Annotated in this window: 12 protein-coding genes and 3 tRNA genes; 12 read left to right on the plus strand and 3 right to left on the minus strand. The window is 54.6% G+C overall.

What is annotated here, in order from left to right:
- Positions 1-27: 27 nt before the first annotated feature.
- The 9 genes from alaS to RG807_RS06920 all read left to right on the plus strand — a co-directional run bounded on the left by alaS (position 28) and on the right by RG807_RS06920 (position 10,343).
- The gene (gene alaS / locus RG807_RS06880) at positions 28-2,658 is read left to right on the plus strand and encodes an alanine--tRNA ligase (protein WP_309044247.1); all 2,631 of its coding nucleotides are present in this window, start codon (positions 28-30) and stop codon (positions 2,656-2,658) included.
- Positions 2,659-2,766: 108 nt separating this feature from the next.
- Positions 2,767-4,005, plus strand: a complete 1,239-nt coding sequence (locus RG807_RS06885; RefSeq protein ID WP_309044248.1) for an aspartate kinase — start codon at positions 2,767-2,769, stop codon at positions 4,003-4,005.
- A gap of 148 nt (positions 4,006-4,153) precedes the next feature.
- Complete coding sequence (gene csrA / locus RG807_RS06890) at positions 4,154-4,351, plus strand: carbon storage regulator CsrA (RefSeq protein WP_100640407.1); 198 nt, start codon at positions 4,154-4,156, stop codon at positions 4,349-4,351.
- 128 nt (positions 4,352-4,479) lie between these two features.
- Positions 4,480-4,569, plus strand: a tRNA-Ser gene (locus tag RG807_RS06895).
- A 65-nt stretch (positions 4,570-4,634) separates the two neighbouring features.
- Positions 4,635-4,711 (plus strand) — tRNA-Arg (locus RG807_RS06900).
- Positions 4,712-4,921: 210 nt separating this feature from the next.
- Positions 4,922-4,998: transfer RNA gene (locus RG807_RS06905), tRNA-Arg, on the plus strand.
- A 351-nt stretch (positions 4,999-5,349) separates the two neighbouring features.
- Positions 5,350-6,129 (plus strand): sulfate reduction electron transfer complex DsrMKJOP subunit DsrO, encoded by a 780-nt coding sequence (dsrO, locus tag RG807_RS06910; RefSeq protein ID WP_309044249.1) that lies wholly within the window; start codon positions 5,350-5,352, stop codon positions 6,127-6,129.
- The gene (gene nrfD, locus RG807_RS06915; RefSeq protein WP_309044250.1) at positions 6,110-7,219 is read left to right on the plus strand and encodes an NrfD/PsrC family molybdoenzyme membrane anchor subunit; all 1,110 of its coding nucleotides are present in this window, start codon (positions 6,110-6,112) and stop codon (positions 7,217-7,219) included. The genes dsrO and nrfD overlap by 20 nt, the downstream gene beginning before the upstream one ends.
- Before the next feature lie 22 nt (positions 7,220-7,241).
- Positions 7,242-10,343, plus strand: a complete 3,102-nt coding sequence (locus RG807_RS06920; protein WP_309044251.1) for a molybdopterin dinucleotide binding domain-containing protein — start codon at positions 7,242-7,244, stop codon at positions 10,341-10,343.
- Positions 10,344-10,394: 51 nt separating this feature from the next.
- On the opposite strand, the gene dsbG is transcribed toward RG807_RS06920, so the two are convergent.
- Both dsbG and RG807_RS06930 read right to left on the minus strand, forming a co-directional pair.
- Positions 10,395-11,186 carry a thiol:disulfide interchange protein DsbG gene (dsbG, locus tag RG807_RS06925; protein ID WP_309044252.1) on the minus strand — a complete coding sequence of 264 codons (792 nt, stop codon included), beginning with the start codon at positions 11,184-11,186 and terminating at the stop codon, positions 10,395-10,397.
- A gap of 20 nt (positions 11,187-11,206) precedes the next feature.
- On the minus strand, positions 11,207-12,019 hold the full coding sequence (locus tag RG807_RS06930; protein WP_309044253.1) for a prolipoprotein diacylglyceryl transferase family protein: 813 nt from the start codon (positions 12,017-12,019) through the stop codon (positions 11,207-11,209).
- A gap of 123 nt (positions 12,020-12,142) precedes the next feature.
- On the opposite strand from RG807_RS06930, the gene RG807_RS06935 reads away from it, so the two are divergent.
- Complete coding sequence (locus RG807_RS06935; RefSeq protein WP_309044254.1) at positions 12,143-12,874, plus strand: 5-oxoprolinase subunit PxpA; 732 nt, start codon at positions 12,143-12,145, stop codon at positions 12,872-12,874.
- On the opposite strand, the gene RG807_RS06940 is transcribed toward RG807_RS06935, so the two are convergent.
- A complete protein-coding gene (locus RG807_RS06940) occupies positions 12,864-13,400 on the minus strand; it encodes a DUF2058 domain-containing protein (RefSeq protein WP_309044255.1) in 537 nt (178 codons plus the stop codon). The two genes, RG807_RS06935 and RG807_RS06940, sit on opposite strands and share 11 nt — an antisense overlap.
- Before the next feature lie 107 nt (positions 13,401-13,507).
- On the opposite strand from RG807_RS06940, the gene dbpA reads away from it, so the two are divergent.
- Both dbpA and RG807_RS06950 read left to right on the plus strand, forming a co-directional pair.
- On the plus strand, positions 13,508-14,881 hold the full coding sequence (gene dbpA / locus RG807_RS06945) for an ATP-dependent RNA helicase DbpA (RefSeq protein WP_309044256.1): 1,374 nt from the start codon (positions 13,508-13,510) through the stop codon (positions 14,879-14,881).
- A 219-nt stretch (positions 14,882-15,100) separates the two neighbouring features.
- On the plus strand, positions 15,101-15,349 hold the full coding sequence (locus RG807_RS06950; RefSeq protein WP_298446814.1) for an OadG family protein: 249 nt from the start codon (positions 15,101-15,103) through the stop codon (positions 15,347-15,349).
- The last annotated feature ends 39 nt before the right edge of the window (positions 15,350-15,388 follow it).

The following is a 15,388-nucleotide window of genomic DNA, read 5'->3' on the forward strand; positions in this document are numbered from 1 at the left end:
GGATTTCTGGAAAGGTATCAACGGGCTATGAAAACCGCAGAGTTGCGACAGGCATTTCTCGATTATTTTAAACAGCAAGGTCATTCCATTGTTTCAAGCAGCTCGCTGGTGCCGGCGGACGATCCGACACTGCTGTTTACCAATGCGGGAATGAACCAGTTCAAGGACGTATTTCTTGGCCGCGAGGAGCGTGACTACACTCGCGCAACCAGCTCCCAGAAATGCGTTCGTGCCGGCGGCAAGCATAATGACCTGGAGAACGTGGGTTACACAGCGCGCCACCATACGTTCTTCGAAATGCTGGGCAACTTCAGCTTCGGTGATTATTTCAAGCGCGAAGCCATCAACTATGCGTGGACCTTTCTTACCGGCGAACAGTGGCTGAAGCTGCCCGCTGAGAAACTCTGGGTAACCGTCTACGCCGATGATGACGAGGCCTACGATATCTGGAATAAAGAAGTGGGCGTGCCGGCAGACCGTATTGTTCGCATTGGCGACAATGGCGGCGCACCCTATGCTTCAGATAACTTCTGGCAGATGGGCGATACCGGCCCTTGCGGCCCTTGTACCGAAATTTTCTATGACCACGGCCCGGACGTGGCGGGTGGCCCTCCCGGCAGCCCTGAGGAAGATGGCGACCGCTACATCGAAATCTGGAACGTTGTCTTCATGCAGTACAACCGCACTGCAGATGGCGAGATGCTTAAGCTGCCGAAGCCTTCAGTAGATACCGGCATGGGCCTGGAGCGGGTTACAGCTGTGATGCAGGGCGTACACAGCAACTACGAAATTGACCTGTTTGATGATCTGCTGAATGCAGCGTCGGCCATACTGGGCGGTGCTGCAACAACGGAAGCCAGTCTGCGCGTCGTGGCCGATCATATCCGCTCTTGTGCATTCCTGATTTCCGACGGGGTTATGCCTTCAAATGAAGGTCGTGGTTTTGTGCTGCGCCGCATCATTCGTCGCGCAGCTCGCCACGGCAACAAACTTGGCGCTACCGGTCCGTTCTTTTACAAGTTAACCGGTGCATTGGTTGAGTTGATGGGCGAGGCTTTCCCACAACTGGTCAGCAGTCGGAAGCAGATAGAGAGAGTGCTGCTGCAGGAAGAAGAACAGTTTGTCAAAACTCTGGATAAAGGCCTGCGCCTGCTGGAGCAGGATATCGCCGACTTGAAAGGCGACGTGATTCCCGGGCAGACGGTTTTTACCCTGTATGACACCTATGGCTTTCCTGTGGATCTCACCAACGATATCGCCCGTGAGCGTGGCCTGACGTTGGACTATGAGGGCTACGAAAAAGCTATGGAAAGCCAGCGTGAGCGGGCCAGAGCTGCCAGCAAGTTTGGCATGGATTACAACGCAGCTGGCTTGGGCATTGAAGGTAAAACCGAGTTCACTGGCCACGAGCACATTGATGGCCACGAGCGTATCCGTGCCGTCATCGTCAACGGCGAGCAGAAAACAGCAGAAGCCGGCGATGAAGCAATTGTGGTGCTGGAGCGCACACCGTTTTACGCTGAATCCGGTGGCCAAGTAGGTGATACCGGGCTGCTGACCTGGAGCGGTGGCCGCTTCAAGGTAACCGATACGCGAAAAGACGGTGATAACCATCTGCATGTGGGCACCCTTATAGAGGGTGAGCTGTTCGAAGGCCTGGAAGTGGACGCCCGCATTGACCACGCACGCCGTGAGCGGGTTCGCCGGAATCACTCTGCCACGCACTTGCTGCATGCGGCATTGCGCAAAGTGTTGGGAGAGCATGTAGGCCAGAAGGGTTCTCTTGTGGATCCGGACAAGCTGCGCTTTGACTTCTCGCATTTCGAAGCGGTTACGCCTGAACAGTTGAAAGAAATTGAGCGCCAGGTAAACGAGCAGATTCTCAGCAACACCGCAGTACAGACCGACATTACAGATATGGAGCAGGCGCAAGCAAAAGGCGCCATGGCTTTGTTTGGTGAAAAGTACGGTGATGTGGTTCGGGTGCTGAGCATGGGTACCGACAGCTACTCTGTAGAGCTTTGCGGTGGCACCCACGTAACCCGCACTGGCGACATTGGCCTGTTCCGTATTACATCCGAAAGCGGCATTTCTTCGGGTGTTCGTCGAATTGAAGCGGTGACCGGTTTTGGTGCCCTTGAGTGGGTTGACGATACCGAGCGTACGCTGCGTGAAGCAGCCCGACTGGTAAAAGGCAGCCGGGAAACGGTTATCGACAAGGTGCAACAGACCATTGACCGGAATCGGCAGCTTGAGAAAGATGTTGATGCCCTGAAGGCCAAGCTGGCCAGTTCCGCTGGCAGTGATTTGGCTGATTCTGCTGTAGATGTTGCTGGCCTGAAGGTTGTTGCTGCCGAGCTTGAAGGCGCAGACCGTCAAACGCTTATGGAAACTGCAGACCAGCTTAAAAACAAGCTGGGAGAGGGTGTGGTTGTTCTCGCGAGCGTAGAGGGTGGAAAGGTAACCTTGGTTGCGGGTGTAACAAAGTCTGCAACTGGCCGCATCAAAGCGGGTGACTTGATGAAGCACCTGGCAGGGTTGGTTGACGGTAAAGGCGGCGGTCGCCCGGATATGGCCCAGGGTGGTGGTAACGATGCCTCGAAGCTTGCGGGTGCCCTTGCCGGGGTGCCTGAGTGGGTTGGTAAAAATATCGCCTGAGCAACTGTTTTTCAGAAGCGATCGGGGTTTATAATTCCGGTCGCTTGTATATTGACGGGCAGGGTACTCTGCTCTGCCGTAGGCCTCGATTCGGATATTGGAAAGACAATGGCTCTGTTTGTTCAGAAATTTGGTGGCACCTCGGTGGGTACAACCGAGCGCATAGAGGCAGTGGCTGAAAAGGTGATTGGCTTCCGCAATGCGGGCCATGATGTGGTTGTTGTAGTGTCTGCCATGAGTGGTGAAACCAACCGGCTAATCGGGTTGGCCAGCGATATTATGGAAGAGCCTGCGCCTCGTGAAATGGATGTTCTGATTTCTACGGGGGAGCAGGTAACCATGTCGCTTCTCTCCATGGCACTACAAAAGCGTGGCTTTGATGCTCGCTCCTATACCGGTTCGCAGGTCCGCATACTAACGGACAGTATGCACACCAAGGCGCGTATCAAGCAGATCGATGAGCAGCGTATACGTGCAGATCTGGACGCGGGCCGTGTTGTGGTTGTTGCCGGATTTCAGGGCGTTGATGAAGAAGGCAATATCACGACTTTGGGCAGAGGTGGTTCGGATACCACCGCGGTGGCCTTGGCGGCCACGCTCAAGGCCGATGAATGTCAGATCTATACCGATGTAGATGGCGTCTATACAACGGACCCACGAGTGGTAGACAGCGCCCGTCGGCTGAAACAGATTACATTTGAAGAAATGATGGAAATGGCGAGCCTGGGATCCAAGGTTCTCCAGATTCGCGCTGTAGAATTTGCAGGAAAATACAACGTTCCGTTAAGGGTTCTTTCCAGCTTCGAGGAAGGTGAAGGCACCCTGATTACATTTGAGGATAACAACGCCATGGAACAACCGGTCGTCTCCGGCATCGCTTTTAATCGTGATGAAGCCAAAGTCACCATCTCTGGAGTGCCTGACACCCCGGGTAGTGCGTTGCGCATTCTGAAGCCGGTAAGTGAAGCTAACATTGGTGTGGACATGATTGTCCAGAACGTTGGCGAGGATAACCGCACAGCCTTCACTTTTACCGTTCATCGCAATGATTTCAAGCGCGCTAAAGACGTGCTTCAGCGTGTGTCGGATGAGCTGGGTGCTCGGGGCGTCAGTGGCGATACCAAAATCGCGAAAGTCAGTATTGTCGGCGTTGGTATGCGCTCTCACGCGGGTGTGGCAACTCAAATGTTTGAGGCGCTGTCGAATGAAGGGATCAATATTCAGATGATCTCCACATCGGAAATCAAGATTTCTGTCGTGATTGATGAGAAATACCTTGAGCTTGCGGTTCGCGCACTTCACAGTGCGTTTGAGTTGGACAAGCCTGGAGTAGAAGAAACCTTATAAAAAGAGACCCACTTTCTGGCCTAGTGCTCGCATGTGTTCGTATAAGGGGATGTGCGTCTTTTGGTTAGCCCGTGTTCTCAGTATAAAAGTCGAACTAAATAAAACATTACTTGTCGGAACAGGTAGCTCAGGATAGGGAGAAAGGGATATGTTGATTTTGACTCGCCGTGTTGGCGAAACGTTAATGGTCGGTGATGATGTCACTGTTACTGTGCTTGGGGTGAAAGGTAACCAGGTGCGTATCGGTGTTAATGCGCCGAAAGAAGTAGCTGTGCACCGGGAAGAGATCTATCAGCGCATCCAGTCTGAAAAAGACGGCGATGAGCCGGAGCCGGGCAACAGCTGAGAAGAGAAAAGAGGCCGCCCAAGCAAAACTTAGGCGGCTTTTTTGTTTTCAGGGAAAATGAAGGTTAAAAAAATCTTGTCAAGCCTATGAAAACAGAAAAATTATGGTAGTATACGCCCCGTTCTGAAGGAGAGGTGGGTGAGTGGCTGAAACCAGTTCCCTGCTAAGGAACCGTACGAGCAATCGTACCGAGGGTTCGAATCCCTCCCTCTCCGCCATTTTCTTTTTATAAGAAAAGCGGAACAGGTTGAAGTTGCATTCAACCAATTAAAGTGATCAATGCGCGGCTGTAGCTCAGCTGGATAGAGTACTCGGCTACGAACCGAGCGGTCGGAGGTTCGAATCCTCCCAGCCGCGCCATTTAATAGAATGATGATGAATGAACCCGGCTTTAGAGTCAGGCTCATAAGTCAGACAGGATTTGAACCGAAAAGAGGTTCGACCGAAGCACACGCAGTGTGCTGAGGAACGCCAGAGCGAAGCGACGGCGGCCCCGAAGGGGTGAGGGCCAAAGGCCCGAATAATCCTCCCATTGGCTCATAGCCATCCGGGCAGGATAGAAAGTTATTGGCGGCTGTAGCTCAGCTGGATAGAGTACTCGGCTACGAACCGAGCGGTCGGAGGTTCGAATCCTCCCAGCCGCGCCATATTAAAATCAAAGCGCCTCAGTCAGTGCACCCCACAGTCTGGGGCGTTTTGCCATCTACAGCTGGGAGAATTTGAACCGAACGAGGTTCGACCGAAACCTGCAAAGCAGGTTGAGGAACGCCAGAGCAAAGCGACGGCGGCCCGCAAGGGAAGGGCCGAAGGCCCGCCTAATCCTCCCAGCCGCGCCATATTCAAGTCAAAACGCCCCCGCAATCATTCCCGCCTATGGGAATACCCCTACAGCTCAACAGCTTCCAATTGACCGCCATCAAGTTCCTCCATTCCACCCTTGCTAGACTTTCGTTAGTTACCTTATTAATCCACGTCCAGCGCTAATGGATGGAGAACCCATGGATAAAATTCGCCGCGCTCTGCTAGGGCAGATTGCCAAACTGACCGCCGGAGCAGCGCTCGTTCCTTTAAGCAGCATTACTTCTGCGGACATTAACGACCAGCCTCCGCGCCGAGAAGGGGATCCGGAGAGGCGCTATGCGATGCTGATTGATCTAAGGGCGTGTATCGGATGCCAGGCTTGTACTGCTTCCTGTCATATCGAAAACGAAGCACCGCTCGGCAACTTCCGCACCATTGTCTCGCAATATGAAGTGGAGCACGAAGAAACGGGCAACACTGCCACCTTCATGCTGCCGCGCTTGTGCAATCACTGCGAGAATCCGCCGTGTGTTCCTGTGTGCCCTGTACAGGCAACCTTTCAGCGTGAGGACGGCATTGTTGTCGTCGACAACGAGGCATGTGTGGGCTGTGCCTACTGCGTGCAGGCTTGCCCATACGACGCCCGGTTTATCAATGAGTACACCCAAACCGCTGACAAGTGCACTTTCTGCGCGCATCGCTTGGATGTCGGCCTGCTGCCGGCCTGTGTGGAATCCTGTGTGGGTGGTGCCCGTATTATTGGCGACATACGCGACCCGGACAGCCAGATCAGCCGCATGATGAAAGAGCACTACGGCGAGCTAATGGTACTCAAGCCGGAAATGGGCACAGCTCCGCATGTGTTCTATTTGGGTATGGACGAGCGGTTCGTATCCCGCCCAGACGCCAAGCCCGCAATCTGGGATGTTCGAGACCAACAAGGTGAGGAGATTGGCTATGAATTCAGCGGTCATTGAGGTTCTGGCACCTCGTTATGGCATTGCCTGGTACCCATGGGCAGTCCAGTACTTTTTCCTGATTGCGATCTCATACTCGTCGCTGCTGTTGACGGTGCCGGGTTTGCTGTTCGGCAAGAAGAATTATGAGTCGCTGGCGAAAGTGGCCCTGTTGGTCACCGTGAGTTGCACTCTCGTAGGGCCGGTAGCTTTGCTGGCGGACCTGCATCAGCCGCTGCGGTTTTGGCATTTCTACGCGAACCTCACACCCTGGTCGTGGATGTCCATAGGCAGCTTGTTGCTACCCGTGTATCTCATACTGGTTGTGGTCTATGCATGGCTCGCATGGCGGCCGGCCATGCAGGTGCAGGCCCAAGGTGAAGGGTGGATAGCTAAGCTCTCGGGCTGGGTCAGCTTGGGGCAATGGTGTGCGCCTCGCTGGATGCTGGTAGTTGCGGGGCTTGGTGCGCTCGTTCTGTCTGTTGGCATCATGGTCTATACCGGTGCGGAAGTGGCGATCGTTAAAGCCCGTCCTCTCTGGAATACCTACTGGCTCCCCGTCATGTTCGTGCTGACCGGCTTGGTCGCAGCGGCGGGATTGGTGATTCTGATTAACCGCCTGATGACAGGTAACGATCAGGAGGTTAACGAGCAGAGTCTGAAAGTCATCTTCGTGACCATGGTTCTCTCTGCCCTGGTCGCTGCGCTCTGGGTTTCTGAAGGTATTACCGGCTTCAGCCCCTCGGTTGAGCAGGCCTTTGCGTCGCTGCAGAGAAACCCCGAGTGGCGTGCCGTCGCGATCTACGGCTTGTTGGTAGGGGTGGCGCTCACACTCAGTGCCATCGCTATGCTGCGGCGTCCCGGCTGGATAGGGCGTTCCTGGCTAGCAGGCCTGTTGGCGGTGCACATCGGCTGGACGTTTCGCTGGATGGTACTGATGGAAGTGCAAACCGTGGCCAAAAACACGGCGGGCTACTACCACTACGCCATTGAGGCTGGTTCCAGCGGGTTGATGGGCATTATCGGAACCTTCGGGCTCTGGCTAGCCGCACTGCTGATTATCGATATTCTGGTGCCCTGGAAGAAGAGTCTCCAGGCAAGCACCCACTGACAGATATTTTCGGAGCGAGATTATGGACAAGAATCGTCGTAATTTCCTGAAGGGGGCAGCCGCTGCCGGCGGTGTCGCAACTTTCGCGGCGGGCTACTATGGCCCGCTGGAAAAAATGGGCAAGGGCCTGGTGAACGGTACTTCTGGTGTAGCTACGGCGGATCGGCTGCACGGCAACAGCTTGGCACCTGAATACTCGGTTGATCCCAAAACCGGAGAAGTAGTGCTTAATCCGGATCAGCGCATCGCTTTTACCGTCTGTTATGGCTGTACCACCAAATGTGGCGTGCGGGTTCGTATCGATAACAACGAGGAAAAGGTTCTGCGGGTATCGGGTAACCCATACCACCCGTTGTCCTCTGACGAGCATCTGGATGAAAGCACTCCGGTGCTGGAAGCCTTTCAGCGTATGAGCAGCTTTCAGGATCAAGGCCAGCTTAACCGGTCGACTGCATGTGCCCGTGGTAACGCGGCAATGTCACAGCTGACCAGCGACCAGCGAGTACTGAAGTGCCTCAAACGAACCGGCCCTCGTGGAAGCAATCAGTGGGAAAGCATTCCCTTTGAGCAGTTGCTGGACGAAATTGTGGCTGGCGGTAACCTGTTTGGAGAAGGTGAGGTTGAAGGCCTGCGCTCTATCCGTGATGTGAAAACACCACTGGATCCGGAGAATCCCGAGTACGGCCCCAAGTCAAACCAGTTGCTGGTGATGGAGGCAACGGATTACGGACGGTCGGCGTTGCTTAAGCGCTTTGCATTCAATGCTTTTGGAACCCGAAACTACGGGCATCATGGCGCCTATTGTGGTCTGGCGTTCCGTATGGGCTCTGGCGCGCTGATGAATGATCTGGCGAAGAATGCCCACGTGAAGCCGGATTATGCCAACGTAAAGTTTGCCTTGTTTATCGGAACCGCGCCCAGCCAGGCGGGTAACCCGTTCAAGCGTCAGGGCCGCTTGCTGGCGCAAGCCCGTACGACAGGCAATATGGAATATGTGCTGGTTGACCCCGCACTGACTGCCGCTGCATCCCATTCCGCCAGTGACCGTAACCGTTGGGTGTCTATCCTGCCGGGTACCGATACTGCCTTTGCCATGGCATTGATTCGCTGGATGCTGGTGAACGAAGCCTATGCCAAAGATTATCTGGAACTCCCTGGCAATATGGCCGCCAGTAAAGCAGGCGAGTCTGGCCACACCAACGCAACGCACTTGGTGATTGACGACGATAACCACCCCCGTGCAGGTTACTTTCTGCGCCTGAGTGACATAGCCCAGGCACAGGCCGGCGCCGATGATGATTACCCGGTCGTGGTGAACATGGCGGGCGATCTTGAAAGCTCTGAAGTAGCCACGCGCGGCCAATTATTCGTTGAACGCACTGTGGAAACCGGTGCTGGCCCGGTACGGGTGCGTAGTTCACTGTTCAAACTGCGCCAGGAGGCCATGCGATACAGTATCGAAGAATACGCAGAGTTCTGTGGCATTGAGCCTGATGTTATACGCAATCTGGCCAAGCGCTTCACAAGCTTTGGGCGTATGGCGGCAGCAGACACCCATGGCGGAATGATGTCGGGCTCTGGCTTCTATGCCTCATACAGCATCAACATGCTGAACCTGCTGGCCGGTAGTTTTAACCAGAAGGGTGGGGTGGCCAAAGGTGGCGGAAGCTTCAACGGTGTTGGTGCTGGCCCCCGCTATAACCTTGAGGACTTCCCCGGGAAAGTTGGGCCCAAGGGCGTGTTCCTTTCGCGCTCGCGTTTCCCCTATGAGAAAACCAATGAATACAAACGCCGTGTGGCCGCGGGCGAGTCTCCTTATCCGGCTGCTGCACCCTGGCGTTCGCTGGCTCCACCCATTCTCACTGAACACCTGCTTTCTGGCCTTGAAGGGTACCCCTACAAGATCAAAGCGATGATAGGGGTTATGGCTAACCCCATGTATGGCCAGGCAGGCCTGACCTCTTTGCTGGAAGAAAAACTGAAAGATCCCTGGAATATTGGTTTGTATGTGGCTGTAGACGGTTTCATTAACGAAACCAACCGTTTTGCAGACTACGTAGTGCCGGATTCGGTTATGTATGAGGTTTGGGGCTTCACCGGCGCCTGGAGTGGCACTCTGACCAAAATGACCACTGCTTGTTGGCCGGTTGTTGAGCCTCGTCAGGCCAAAACCGCTGCGGGTGAGCCGGTATGCATGGACAATTTCTTTATTGAGCTGGGTAAGCGCCTTGAGTTGCCGGGTTTTGGTGATAATTCCATTGAGGGGGCAGGTGGCCAGATGCACGGCCTGAATCGCGCCGAGGATTTTTATCTGCGCGCGGCGGCCAATATCGCCATGGCTGGAACGCCTTTGCCGGTGGCCAATGACGAAGACATCCATGCCAGTGGTATTGAAGCATTGCTGGATCGAATCAAAAGCACGGTAGCCGGAGATGAAGTTGGCCCTGTGGCTCACTTGTACTCCCGTGGTGGCCGTTTTGAAACCATGGAGAAGGCCTATGACAAGGATAAGCTCGGCCATGCCTGGAAGCGCCCTTTGTGCGTTTACAATGAGGCAGTGGGTACGGCAATCGACAGCTACAGTGGAAAGCGACTGGTGGGGACACCCACGCACCATGCGCCGAGGTTCTGGGATGGCTCTCTGTTAAGAGACCACTACCCGGAGAGCGAATGGCCATTGCTGGCTTTCTCGTTCAAATCGAACCTGATGAACTCCTACGCCATTGGCCTTGAGCGTCTGCGCATGATCAAGCCTTACAACCCGGTGCTTTTGCATCGCAACGATGCTGAGAAGTTCGGTGTGCGTCACGGGGACACCATCAGTATTGAAAGCCCCGGCGGCAAGGTTCTGGCGCTGGCGTTGGTAGGGGATAACGTGCACGAAGGCGCACTCGGTATTGAGCATGGCTACGGCCACCGCGAACTGGGTGCTGCAAGCCACATCATTGATGGTGAAGAGCGTGCCGGCAATCCCTATCTCGCGGCAGGTGTGAACATCAACGATCTGGGTTTCTCGGATCCCACCCGCAAAGACGGCACAGCGACCTGGCTGGAAAACGTCAGCGGTGCATCTGTTCGACAGGGATTGCCGGTGCGGGTGCGTGTGGTAGAGGGTATGGTCTGATATTTGAGAGGATAACGGCCCAGCGATGCTGGGCCAGAATCTCTGAATTGTTCAGGGTTTTGGGCTACCCATAATGGCTTCCATTTCATCGGAACGCGGCGCACCCTGTTTCATCTGGATGGAGCCATCAGCTCCTTTGTAGTAGGTGCTTGGTGTAGCACTCAGCCCCAAGTCAGACATCAGTCGGTTGTTCTGTCTGATTTTTTTCGCATGCGCACTGACGATGTTGCGATCCACGGTAACGCCACCCTGAGCATGATTTTGCTGGTTTTCTTTCAGAGCTTCACTGGGGTTGTTTGAGCCCAGGATTGTCGCGGCCTTGGGCAGACTGTCCTGTGCCAGTATGCCCACCATTACGTGCCGGAGTTGCACCTTGCCTGCATCAATCCAGGGCTCCGCGGCTTGGCGGAATCTGTGACAGAACGGGCAGTTAGGGTCGGTAAAGGTGTAGACAATAATCGGCGCATCGGCATTGCCATCACGCACCCAGTTGGCTTTTTCAATCTCACCCCAGGCTTTTTCGTTCTGAGGTCCCACTACCAATTCCTGTATTTTCGGAGTTGTCAGGTTCTCGCCGCTACTATTCAGCATGTTGCCTACGATCACGTGTTCTTTGTCTGGCGTTAAATAAAACGCAACCGGGCCACCCTGCATGCTGCCAACATAGCCGGTCATGCCTCCAGGGCCCTCAAAGGTCGCCTCGATAGTAACGCCACGGTCAACCAGAAGCTGAACCGGGCCAGGAAGTCTCTCTTGTGCCAGCGCGGGAAGGCTTAGCAGGCTGCTAGTGACCAGCGCTGCTGCAAGCAGAGATCGCTTCTGAGAATAGTTTAACAAACGCATATTGGGGCTCCAGGTCAGGTTCAGTCCGCGCTAAAGCTTCGGAGATTGTGAGCAAGGGATGCTTTCGACAGTTCGCCCAAGTGGGCATTTACCTGCTTGCCGTCAGCATCGTAGAAGAGGGTTGTTGGCAAGGCTTGGCTGCCTGTTGTGCGGCCAAGGCTGGCGCCGGTGTCAGTAAGGACATTGTTCAGCGAGAGCTTGTGCTGGTTTATGAACTGAGCAATGGTTTCAGGGTATTCACCCTGATTTACAAACACAAAGGTAATGTCCGGGTTTTCCAGTTGGGCCTGTTCCAGTACAGGCATCTCCCGGATGCAGGGTGGGCACCAGGTTGCCCACAGGTTGACCACAATGGGCTTGCCTTTTGCCGCTTCCTGAAGCGTTACCGGCGTGCCGTCCATCAGGCTGAAACTACTTTGAGGCATGCTTCTGGAGCTGCTTTCGACCAATGTGACCAGCAGCGATATGGAACCCCAGGTTAGCATCCCGGTTGCTACAGCAACCGATAGTGGTTTGCGGATACTGGCGTGTCGCCAGAGTTTCCAGGCAGTCAGCGCAATGGCGCCGAGCACACCGGCGACAATATGAAAGCCGCCATCCCGAATATCGACGATGCCCCACAGGTTATCCTGATAGTACTCGAAGTACTGGATTACAAAGCCGACTCGCGCCGCAACCATGGAGGCCAGAAAAATATCAGATAGGGTTCCGGCAATAGGCACGCCGTGTTTTCGCCCGCTGATCGCACCAACAACCAGCGCAAGCACGAAAGCGCCAAGCAACAGAACATGCCCCAAAGACAGGCTTAGCGGGCCTAAACTAACCGATAGCATCATCGCTCCTTGTTTATAACTTTATAACTGGCGGGCATACGACCCGAAGATCTCCCATGAGTTCCTTTTTCAGGCTATTGTTAGGCTCAATAGTTTGTTTTTTAAGGATGACTGGATACAAGCATGTTGTTGAATTGCGATATTGGTGAGAGTTTTGGTGCCTGGACGATGGGGCTGGATGAGCAGGTTATGCCTTATATTGACCAGGCAAACATTGCCTGCGGCTTTCATGCCGGTGACCCTTTAGTTATGCAAAACACCGTTCGCTTGGCGCTGCAGCATAACGTGGCTCTGGGTGCCCATCCTGCCTACCCGGATCTTCAGGGCTTTGGTCGCCGCTCCATGAAGTGCAGCCCGGAAGAAATTCACGCCATGGTGCTTTACCAGGTAGGTGCCTTGAGCCAGATGGCTACAGCGCAGGGCGGCAAGCTCAGTTACGTCAAACCCCACGGTGCACTCTATAACGACATGATGCGGGATGAAGCGGTGCTCACGGCGATTCTTGGAGCGCTTGGTCAGACCTCTGGCAAGCTTGCACTCATGGCGATGACAACGGCTGATAATCAGCCATTAAAGGCGTTGTGTGCGGAGTATGGCGTTGAGTTATTACTGGAAGCCTTCGCGGATCGTGCATACGACGAAAAAGGGTACATTGTTCCTCGCCGCATCGCGGGGGCCGTACATCACGATACGGACATTATTCTGCGCCAGGCAAAAGCGATTGCTGAAGGGGACACCATCTCGACGATTAACGGAAAATTGCTCACTCTGGAAGCAGATACTCTGTGTGTTCACGGCGACAACCCCGAGTCGGTTGCCGCCGTGCGAGCTATTCGTCAGGCGCTTACCACATAAGGTCGTCGGGAATTTCATACCCTGCGTATGGATCATCGTCACCCACATCGTCTGTCTTGCGGTCGTGGAGCACAACCACTGCCTGCGCATCACGTTCGATAATCTTGCGCGCCACACCTTCGGCCACAATCTCATACTGATCACTTACCGACACGATAGCCAGGCGGCCACGGGATAGCTGGTCGGCCATGGTGTCGTCGACATACATTTTTTTGATCTTTTTGTCGTGAACGAATTGATATGAGGTTTCACCCCGGCTGCGGTCCAGCCGATTGGTCTCCACCAACTGGCGAATCTGGGCCTGAACGGCCTTCTTTTCTGCTTCCTGTTGACGTTTAAGATTCAGCTGACGGTCACGCTCGGCTTTTTCCTCCCGTGCCTGGCGAGCACGAACCTCGGTCTCATTAACCTGCACGGCGCCTTTGGGTTGCTGTTTGCGCTGCTTGTGTTTTTCATTGCGAATAGCTTTGGCCTTTTTTTGATCGGCCAAGCCCGCTTTCAATAGCTGATCCTGCAGGGACGCCATGGGATAACTCCGTTAATTGGTCATGAATTCTGGTATTCTATGGCGCTAGTATACGCCCTCGTGCTTACCTTCTTAACCAGCAACCGCTGATTCCGGGATTTTCTTGTATGCCTTCCTTTAAAGATCTTGATCTGTCTGCAGCCATGCAGGCCAATCTCGCCCAGTTGGGCTTTTCACAACCTACGGACATTCAGGAGCGAGCCTTGCCTCATTGCCTGGCGGGTCGTGACGTGATCGCCATGGCGCAGACCGGCAGTGGTAAAACGGCGGCTTTCGGCATCGGACTGATTGAAGGTCTCAAGCCTAAACTGTTTGCGGTGCAGGGGTTGGTGCTGTGTCCCACCCGTGAGCTGGCAGATCAGGTAGCGAAGGCCCTGCGGGAATTGGCACGGGCGCAGGAAAACGTAAAGATTCTGACCCTCTGTGGCGGCGTGTCTATTGGACCGCAAATTGGCTCTCTGGCTCATGGTGCGCATATCGTTGTTGGTACACCTGGGCGAATTGCCGACCATCTGCGCAAAGGAACTCTGGATCTGAAGCGACTCACGACCCTGGTTCTGGACGAGGCCGACCGGATGCTCGATATGGGTTTCCAACCTGCCATGGAAGAAATACTGAGTTACACGCCCAAGCAACGTCAAACGCTGATGTTTTCAGCGACCTGGCCGGATTCGATCCGTAAGCTCAGTGCAGGGTTTCAGCGTGAGCCAGTTGATGTGCGGGCGAAGTCGCAAAGCGTCAATACCGATATTCGTGAGCTGTTTTATGAAATTCCCGCCCCCGAGCGCACACGAGCCATCGTGAGCTTGTTGTCTGAGCATCAGCCGGCTTCTTGCCTGGTGTTCTGCTCCATGAAGCAACAGTGCGATGAACTGGCAGCAGAATTGGGGGCACAAGGGTTCTCGGCTTTGGCGTTGCACGGCGATCTCGAGCAGCGCGAGCGCGATAGCGTCTTGGTACGTTTTGCTAACCAGAGTTGTCAGGTTTTGGTGGCAACCGACGTTGCAGCACGCGGTCTGGACATCAAGGCGTTGCCATTGGTGATCAACGCCGAACCCGCACGGGATCCGGAAGTGCACACCCATCGGGTAGGGCGCACGGGGCGCGCAGGTGAAGCAGGGTTGGCGGTTACGCTGTGTAGCCCCGCACAGGGGCACAAGATCAATCGTCTTGAGAGTGAGCGGGGCCGCCCGGTTACCTGGGGAGACACCGAAATACTGCTTTCAGTACCCGCAGAGCCAGTCACCCCTGCCATGAAAACGCTTTGTATCGCAGCCGGGCGTAAGGAGAAGCTCCGCCCGGGGGATGTGCTTGGTGCACTCACCGGAGAAGCCGGCCTGGATGGTAAATCCGTGGGCAAAATCGATCTGTTTGAGTTTCAGTGCTTCGTCGCTGTCGAGGCAGGGCAGGCCAAACGTGCCCTGAAACGCCTTGAAGATGGAAAAATAAAGGGTCGCAAGCTAAGGGTCAGGCTGGTCTGAGAGTGTGTCGTCGCGGGCTTTTCTTGCGCTTTGAGGTCGTGGCGAAGCGCTCGGAAAGTTCGTATAGCCTTTTTTGATTTGGTTGCTCACTGCGCCCGAAACCGGTAAATTACGCAGGATTTTGCCTCCGGGTTTATTCCGGCGCACCTAAAGGCTCCGGCCATCGGTGCTCCGGTTCCCTGGGAAAACACACAAATGAATCACAGGTAGCTATTCAATATGGATGACCTGATGTCACAAGCCGTCGATCTGATGGTTGCGGGTATGGGCTTTGTGTTCGTGTTCCTGATTATTCTGGTGTTCGCGACCCTGCTTATGTCCAAACTGCTTATCCGGTTTGCACCGCCCGAGCCGGTAACCCCGGCCAAAAAGCCCCGTGCCAAGCCCAAGGCACCTGTTTCAGTTGATCCTGATACAGCAGAGGCGATTAAACAGGCGATTGCCAAATTCCGGTCGCGCCACAAGTAAGTGAGCCGGTAACCGATTAGATAGAACCTTTAAACAGAA

The organism is Marinobacter sediminicola, from assembly GCF_031157525.1.
In the GTDB taxonomy this organism is placed as follows: Bacteria; Pseudomonadota; Gammaproteobacteria; order Pseudomonadales; family Oleiphilaceae; genus Marinobacter; species Marinobacter sediminicola.

Bases quoted from the DNA above. Each gene is read 5' to 3' on its own strand.
- alaS (WP_309044247.1), top strand. From the start codon at position 28: ATGAAAACCGCAGAGTTGCGACAGGCATTTCTCGATTATTTTAAACAG.
- RG807_RS06885 (WP_309044248.1), top strand. From the start codon at position 2,767: ATGGCTCTGTTTGTTCAGAAATTTGGTGGCACCTCGGTGGGTACAACC.
- csrA (WP_100640407.1), top strand. From the start codon at position 4,154: ATGTTGATTTTGACTCGCCGTGTTGGCGAAACGTTAATGGTCGGTGAT.
- dsrO (WP_309044249.1), top strand. From the start codon at position 5,350: ATGGATAAAATTCGCCGCGCTCTGCTAGGGCAGATTGCCAAACTGACC.
- nrfD (WP_309044250.1), top strand. From the start codon at position 6,110: ATGAATTCAGCGGTCATTGAGGTTCTGGCACCTCGTTATGGCATTGCC.
- RG807_RS06920 (WP_309044251.1), top strand. From the start codon at position 7,242: ATGGACAAGAATCGTCGTAATTTCCTGAAGGGGGCAGCCGCTGCCGGC.
- dsbG (WP_309044252.1), bottom strand. From the start codon at position 11,186: ATGCGTTTGTTAAACTATTCTCAGAAGCGATCTCTGCTTGCAGCAGCG.
- RG807_RS06930 (WP_309044253.1), bottom strand. From the start codon at position 12,019: ATGCTATCGGTTAGTTTAGGCCCGCTAAGCCTGTCTTTGGGGCATGTT.
- RG807_RS06935 (WP_309044254.1), top strand. From the start codon at position 12,143: ATGTTGTTGAATTGCGATATTGGTGAGAGTTTTGGTGCCTGGACGATG.
- RG807_RS06940 (WP_309044255.1), bottom strand. From the start codon at position 13,400: ATGGCGTCCCTGCAGGATCAGCTATTGAAAGCGGGCTTGGCCGATCAA.
- dbpA (WP_309044256.1), top strand. From the start codon at position 13,508: ATGCCTTCCTTTAAAGATCTTGATCTGTCTGCAGCCATGCAGGCCAAT.
- RG807_RS06950 (WP_298446814.1), top strand. From the start codon at position 15,101: ATGGATGACCTGATGTCACAAGCCGTCGATCTGATGGTTGCGGGTATG.